Source organism: Kitasatospora sp. NPDC004272 (assembly GCF_053603035.1).
Map to the genome: position 1 here is coordinate 23,332 of NZ_JBSGET010000103.1, position 6,037 is coordinate 29,368.

The 6,037-nt window shown below is 72.5% G+C and carries 6 protein-coding genes; all 6 read left to right on the forward strand.

Features of this window, described 5'->3' with window-relative positions; translation table 11 throughout:
• Window position 1 precedes the first annotated feature (1 nt).
• The 6 genes from yidC to ACWEO5_RS27120 all read left to right on the forward strand — a co-directional run bounded on the left by yidC (window position 2) and on the right by ACWEO5_RS27120 (window position 5,695).
• Window positions 2-1,171 (forward strand): membrane protein insertase YidC, encoded by a 1,170-nt coding sequence (gene yidC / locus ACWEO5_RS27095; RefSeq protein WP_452164841.1) that lies wholly within the window; start codon window positions 2-4, stop codon window positions 1,169-1,171.
• A gap of 57 nt (window positions 1,172-1,228) precedes the next feature.
• Window positions 1,229-1,750: a R3H domain-containing nucleic acid-binding protein gene (locus ACWEO5_RS27100; protein WP_030905892.1), complete on the forward strand. Its 522-nt coding sequence runs from the start codon at window positions 1,229-1,231 to the stop codon at window positions 1,748-1,750.
• 139 nt (window positions 1,751-1,889) lie between these two features.
• Window positions 1,890-2,666 (forward strand): 16S rRNA (guanine(527)-N(7))-methyltransferase RsmG, encoded by a 777-nt coding sequence (rsmG, locus tag ACWEO5_RS27105; RefSeq protein ID WP_344549807.1) that lies wholly within the window; start codon window positions 1,890-1,892, stop codon window positions 2,664-2,666.
• Window positions 2,667-2,924: 258 nt separating this feature from the next.
• Window positions 2,925-3,890: a ParA family protein gene (locus tag ACWEO5_RS27110; protein ID WP_344549806.1), complete on the forward strand. Its 966-nt coding sequence runs from the start codon at window positions 2,925-2,927 to the stop codon at window positions 3,888-3,890.
• On the forward strand, window positions 3,887-4,957 hold the full coding sequence (locus ACWEO5_RS27115; RefSeq protein ID WP_344549805.1) for a ParB/RepB/Spo0J family partition protein: 1,071 nt from the start codon (window positions 3,887-3,889) through the stop codon (window positions 4,955-4,957). The genes ACWEO5_RS27110 and ACWEO5_RS27115 overlap by 4 nt, the downstream gene beginning before the upstream one ends.
• A gap of 120 nt (window positions 4,958-5,077) precedes the next feature.
• Window positions 5,078-5,695 (forward strand): GNAT family N-acetyltransferase, encoded by a 618-nt coding sequence (locus tag ACWEO5_RS27120; RefSeq protein ID WP_344549804.1) that lies wholly within the window; start codon window positions 5,078-5,080, stop codon window positions 5,693-5,695.
• Window positions 5,696-6,037: the final 342 nt, after the last annotated feature.

Genomic DNA, 6,037 nt, shown 5'->3' on the forward strand with positions numbered 1-6,037 from the left:
GGTGACCTTCGGTTTTCTGAGTCCCCTCTACACAGCGGTGTCCTGGATCATCGTCCAGTTCCACTCGCTGTTCAGCCACGTCTTCGACCCCGACGGCGGCCTGGCGTGGGGTCTGTCCATCGTGATGATGGTGGTCGTCATCCGGATCTGCCTGATCCCGCTCTTCGTGAAGCAGATCAAGGCGACCCGGGCCATGCAGGCGATCCAGCCGAAGATGAAGGCCATCCAGGAGCGCTACAAGAACGACAAGCAGCGCCAGTCCGAAGAGATGATGAAGCTGTACAAGGAGGCGGGCACCAACCCGTTCTCCTCGTGCCTTCCGATCCTCGTGCAGGCGCCGTTCTTCACCGCCCTCTACGGCGTGCTCGCCTCGATCGCCAACGACAAGACGATCGGCGTCATCGACAAGCCGCTGCTGGAGAGCGCCAAGCAGGCGCACATCTTCGGCGCCCCGCTGTCGGCGAAGTTCGTGGGTGCGGACAGCGTCCACATCCAGATCGTCTGCGCGGTCATGATCGTGCTGATGTCGCTGTCGCAGTTCATCACCCAGCGCCAGCTGATGACCAAGAACGTCGACCTGTCGGTCAAGACGCCGTTCATGCAGCAGCAGAAGATGCTGATGTACGTCTTCCCGGTCATGTTCGCCGTGATGGGCATCAACTTCCCGGTCGGTGTGCTGGTCTACTGGCTCACCACCAACGTCTGGTCGATGGCCCAGCAGCTGGTCGTCATCCGCAACAACCCGACGCCGGGCAGCCGGGCGTGGGACGAGCGCCAGGCCCGCCTGAAGAAGCAGGGCCGGATCAACCCGGACGGATCGATCCAGAAGGCCGGCCTGACCGCCATGTTCAAGGGCTCCAAGGGCGGCGCGGCGGCCGAGGCCCAGGCGGCGGTCGAGGAGAGCGTGCAGGTGCGCCGGCAGCAGCCGCGCAAGCAGAGCAAGGCGCAGCGCCAGGCGTCCGCCGGGCACCAGCCGCACGCCGCGGAGCAGGCGGGCGAGCCGCAGGACGCGGTCGTGGAGGAGGCGGAGGCCAAGCCGGCCGAGGCCGCCCAGGCCGGGGCCGGCAAGTCCGGCACGAAGGCGGGCGGGTCGAAGCCGGGCGCCCAGCCGGGCCAGCGCCAGCAGCCGCGGCGCGGCGGCCAGTCCGGCCAGCGGCCGAAGAAGAAGTAGTCCCCCACCCTCGTTCTCGGCCCCACCCGAGGGCCTCGTTTCCGAAGGAGTCCACCTGTGACGGATGGCACCACCTCCGCCGTCGACACCGCGCCGGCCGGTGAGAGCGTCCTCTCGCGTCTGGAGCACGAGGGTGACATCGCCGCCGACTACCTGGAGGGTCTGCTGGACATCGCGGACCTGGACGGCGACATCGACATGGACGTCGAGGGGGACCGGGCGCTGGTCTCCATCGTCGGCGAGGGCGACGACCGGACGCTGCAGCGGCTGGTGGGCCAGGACGGCGAGGTGCTGGAGGCGCTCCAGGAGCTGACCCGGCTGGCCGTGCACCGGGAGACCGGTGAGCGCAGCCGCCTGATGCTGGACGTCGCGGGCTTCCGGGCGCGCAAGCGGGCCGAGCTGGCGGAGCTGGGCGCCGAGGCGTCCGAGCGGGTCAAGAGCACCGGCGAGCAGGTCAAGCTTCGGCCGATGACCCCGTTCGAGCGCAAGGTGGTGCACGACGCGGTGGCCGCCGCGGGCCTGCGCAGCGAGTCGGAGGGCGAGGAGCCCCAGCGGTGCGTGGTCGTGCTGCCGGCCTGACGCCGGTGGTGCTGCCGTTCCGGCGTCCGACCCCGCCCGCCTCGCGCGGGCGGGGTCGTCCGCTCTTCGGCGGAGTGGTGTTTCACGTGGAACAGTGCTGGTAGGGCGGGTGGATTCGACGGTGAGCGGAGAGGCAGAGATGGACAGGGACGGCACGGAGCCCGAGGCGCCGCTGGAGGGGCCGGGACAGGCGCCGGAGGCGGCGGGACGGATCTTCGGTGATCAGCTGCCGCAGGCCGTGCGCTACACCGAACTGCTGGCGACGGCCGGGGTGCAGCGCGGGCTGATCGGTCCGCGCGAGGTGCCCCGGCTGTGGGACCGGCACGTGCTCAACTGCGCGGTGCTGGCCGAGTTGCTGCCCGCCGGGGTCTCGCTGTGCGACGTCGGCTCGGGCGCCGGACTGCCGGGCATCCCGGTGGCGCTGGCCCGGCCGGACGTGTCGGTGACCCTGCTGGAACCGCTGCTGCGGCGCACCACCTTCCTGGAGGAGGTGGTGCGCGAACTCGGCCTGGAGAACGTCACGGTGCTGCGCGGCCGGGCCGAGGAGACGGTCGGCAAGCTGGCGGTGGACGTGGTGACCGCCCGCGCGGTCGCGCCGCTGGACCGGCTGGCCGGCTGGGGCATGCCGCTGCTGCGCCCGTACGGGCAGATGCTGGCGCTGAAGGGCGACACCGCGGAGCAGGAGCTGGCCGACTCGCGGGCGGCGCTGACCCGGCTCGGTGCGGTGAAGTGGTCGGTGATCGGGGTCGGCGAGGGCGTGCTGGTGACCCCGACCCGGGTGGTCAGGGTCGAGGCGGGGGAGAGCCCCGGCGGCGTCAGGGCGGCCACCCGGCGGGCCCGGGCGGCACGGGCCGGGCGCGGTGCCAAGGGCGGCGAGGGCGCCGGTCGGCGCAGCGGCGGCCGCGGGCGGCGCTGAGCCGGTTCGGTCTGGTGTTCGGGGCGGGTGGCCGGTGGGCCGCCCGCCCCGTTTCCGTTCCGCCGGGACCGGAGTGTCGGGTCGGCTGATCCCGACATTCCGGGCATCGTGTTCCACGTGAAACGTCGCTTCCTGCTCTCCGGCGTACTTGATCAAGGACTCAACCGGACCCCCGACCGTCACCCGGAGGTGACTGTTGCGGCCCCGGTTTCACGTGAAACACTGACCCCCATGCAGGAGTCGGAGATCGTCGATCAGGTGGATGACACCCCCGTGGCCGGGCCCGCGCACGCCGCCCTCCTGGCCGCCGGGCACGCCGGGGAAGCGCTGCCCCGGCCCGCCGCGACCCGGGTCATGGTGGTCGCCAACCAGAAGGGCGGGGTAGGCAAGACCACCACCACCGTCAACCTGGCCGCCGGTCTGGCCATGCACGGGCTGCGGGTGCTGGTCATCGACCTCGACCCGCAGGGCAACGCCTCGACCGCGCTCGGCATCGACCACCACGCCGAGGTGCCGTCGATCTACGACGTGCTGGTCGAGGGCAAGCCGCTGGCCGACGTGGTGCAGCCGGTGGTCGACGTGGAGGGGCTGTTCTGCTGCCCGGCCACCATCGACCTGGCGGGCGCCGAGATCGAGCTGGTCTCGCTGGTCGCCCGGGAGAGCCGGCTGCAGCGCGCCATCGCCGCGTACGAGCAGCCGCTGGACTACGTGCTGATCGACTGCCCGCCCTCGCTGGGCCTGCTGACCGTCAACGCGATGGTGGCCGGCCAGGAGGTGCTGATCCCGATCCAGTGCGAGTACTACGCGCTGGAGGGCCTCGGCCAGCTGCTGCGCAACGTGGAGCTGGTGCGGGCGCACCTGAACCCCTCGCTGCACGTGTCGACCATCCTGCTCACCATGTACGACGCCCGGACCAGGCTGGCCGCGCAGGTCGCCGAGGAGGTGCGGACGCACTTCGAGAAGGAGGTGCTTGCCACCGCCATCCCGCGGTCGGTGCGCATCTCCGAGGCCCCCAGTTACGGGCAGACCGTGCTGAGCTACGACCCGGGTTCCACCGGTGCGCTCTCCTACCTGGAGGCGGCGCGCGAGCTGGCGCTGCGGGCCGAGGTCGCCAAGACGACGGTCGGGCGGCACCGGGCGGGCGCGGCGGTCGTTCCGCCGCAGAGCGGCGGGGAGACGTCCGCGCCGACGGCACAGCACAGTTCGATGGAGGGCAAGCGGTGAGTGGCACGCGCAGGGGTCTGGGCAGGGGTCTGGGGGCGCTGATCCCGGCGACCCAGCCGGCGGCGGCCGGGGGAGCTCCGGCCGAGTCGGCCGAGGCCGGGACCGTCACGGTGGTGCCGGTGGTGCCGGTGCCGACCGACCGCGGCACGGTGGCCGCCAAGGCCGCCGCGGAGAGCCTGCGGGAGCTGGCCGGCGATCAGCGTCGCAGCGTCCTGGAGGCCGCGCTGGCCCCGGTGAACGGCGCCCGGTTCGCCGAGCTGCCGCTGGAGTCGATCCGGCCCAACCCGCGCCAGCCGCGCGAGGTGTTCGACGAGGTGAAGCTCGCCGAACTGGTCGCCTCGATCAAGGAGGTCGGCCTGCTGCAGCCCGTGGTGGTCCGTCAGACCGGCCCCGACCGGTACGAGCTGATCATGGGTGAGCGTCGCTGGCGGGCCTCCCGGGAGGCCGGGCTGGACGTCATCCCGGCGATCGTCCGGGCCACCGACGACGACAAGCTGCTGCTGGACGCGCTGCTGGAGAACCTGCACCGGGCCGAGCTGAACGCGCTGGAGGAGGCCGCCGCGTACGACCAGCTGCTGCGCGACTTCGGCTGCACGCACGAGGAGTTGGCGGACCGGGTGGGCAAGTCCCGGCCGCACGTGTCCAACACGCTGCGGCTGATGAAGCTGCCGGTGTCGGTCCAGCTGAAGGTGGCGGCGGGGGAGGTCACCGCCGGGCACGCCAAGGCGATCCTGATGGTGCCGGACGCCGAGCGGCAGGAGAAGCTGGCGAACCGGGTGGTGGCCGAGCAGCTGACGGTGCGGGCCACCGAGGAGACCGCCAAGCTGCTGGCCGGCATCGAGCCGAAGAAGCGCGCCCCGCGCGTGGAGCCGCGGCCCACCCCGGCCTTCGACGAGCTGGCCGGGCGGCTCTCGGACCGCTTCGAGACCCGGGTCAAGGTCGAGGTCTCGCAGCGGGACGGCAAGCTCGGCAAGGGCAAGGTGGTACTGGAGTTCGGTTCGGTCGAGGACCTGAACCGGATCCTGGACAGTCTGGCCCCGGGGGAGCGGGGTCTGCCGCTGTCCTGATCCCGGGAGGACGGACAGCGAACCAACGGGTGCATGTTTCACGTGAAACGTGCACCCGTTCCGTCGGGCGGAGCAGACTGGGGGTCTGGACCGTTTCCGCCTGGAGGAGGAGGTGCGGGCGTGGGACGGAGGGTCGTTCCGCTGACGCTGGACAACCTCTCGGATCTGCCGAACACCTGCCGCTCCTGCGTCTTCTGGGAACTCGACCCGGTCAGCGGGCGGGACGCGCAGGACGCCGGCAAGGGGGAGTTGGAGAAGGAGGGGTGGATATCCGCGGTGCTGCTGGAGTGGGGCTCCTGCGGGCGGGTCGCCTACGTGGACGACCGGCCGGCCGGGTTCGTGCTCTACGCGCCGCCCGCGTACGTGCCGCGCGGGCAGTCCTTCCCGACCAGTCCGATCTCACCGGACGCGGTGCAGTTGATGGTGTCCCGGGTGCTCCCGGGGTTCCAGGGGCAGGGCCTGGGGCGGGTGCTGGTGCAGTCGGTGGCCAAGGACCTGATCCGGCGCGGCTTCCGGGCGATCGAGGCGTTCGGCGCGCAGGGGCGGGAGGTGCCGAGTTGCGTGCTGCCCGCCGACCACCTGCTGGCGGTGGGCTTCAAGACCGTCCGGCCGCACCACCGGTACCCGCGGCTGCGGTTGGAGGCGCGGGCCACGCTCTCCTGGAAAGGCGACGTGGAGGGCGCGCTGGAGCGGCTGCTCGGCGGGCGGCGCCAGGAACCGGCGCTGCGCCCGTTCTGAGGGAGTGGTCCTCCGCTCCGGGGCGCCCGTCCTCCGGAGGCCGCCGGGGCGCTGAGGGCTTCTCAGCGAAGCCTCCGGAGCACCGGGACCCGCCACCGGGCCGAGGCGTCCGCGCTCTCAGGGCTTCCTGACGAAGCCTCGGACGGCCCCGAGCAGTCCTCCCACCGCCCTCCGACCGTCCCGGGCGGCTCCGGGACCGCCCCGGAAATGCCGCGGCGGGGCGGGCGGGCGGGGCCCCCGCGGGGCCCCCGCGGGGGGGGGGGGGGGAGGGCGAGAGCGCCCGGCGCCCCCCGCCCGGCCGCCGGGGGGGGGCCCCGGGGGTGTTTTACAAAACAACCCCCG

What these genes read in the sequence shown, in the direction of transcription:
- rsmG (WP_344549807.1), top strand. Translation starts at nt 1,890, where the DNA reads ATGGACAGGGACGGCACGGAGCCCGAGGCGCCGCTGGAGGGGCCGGGA.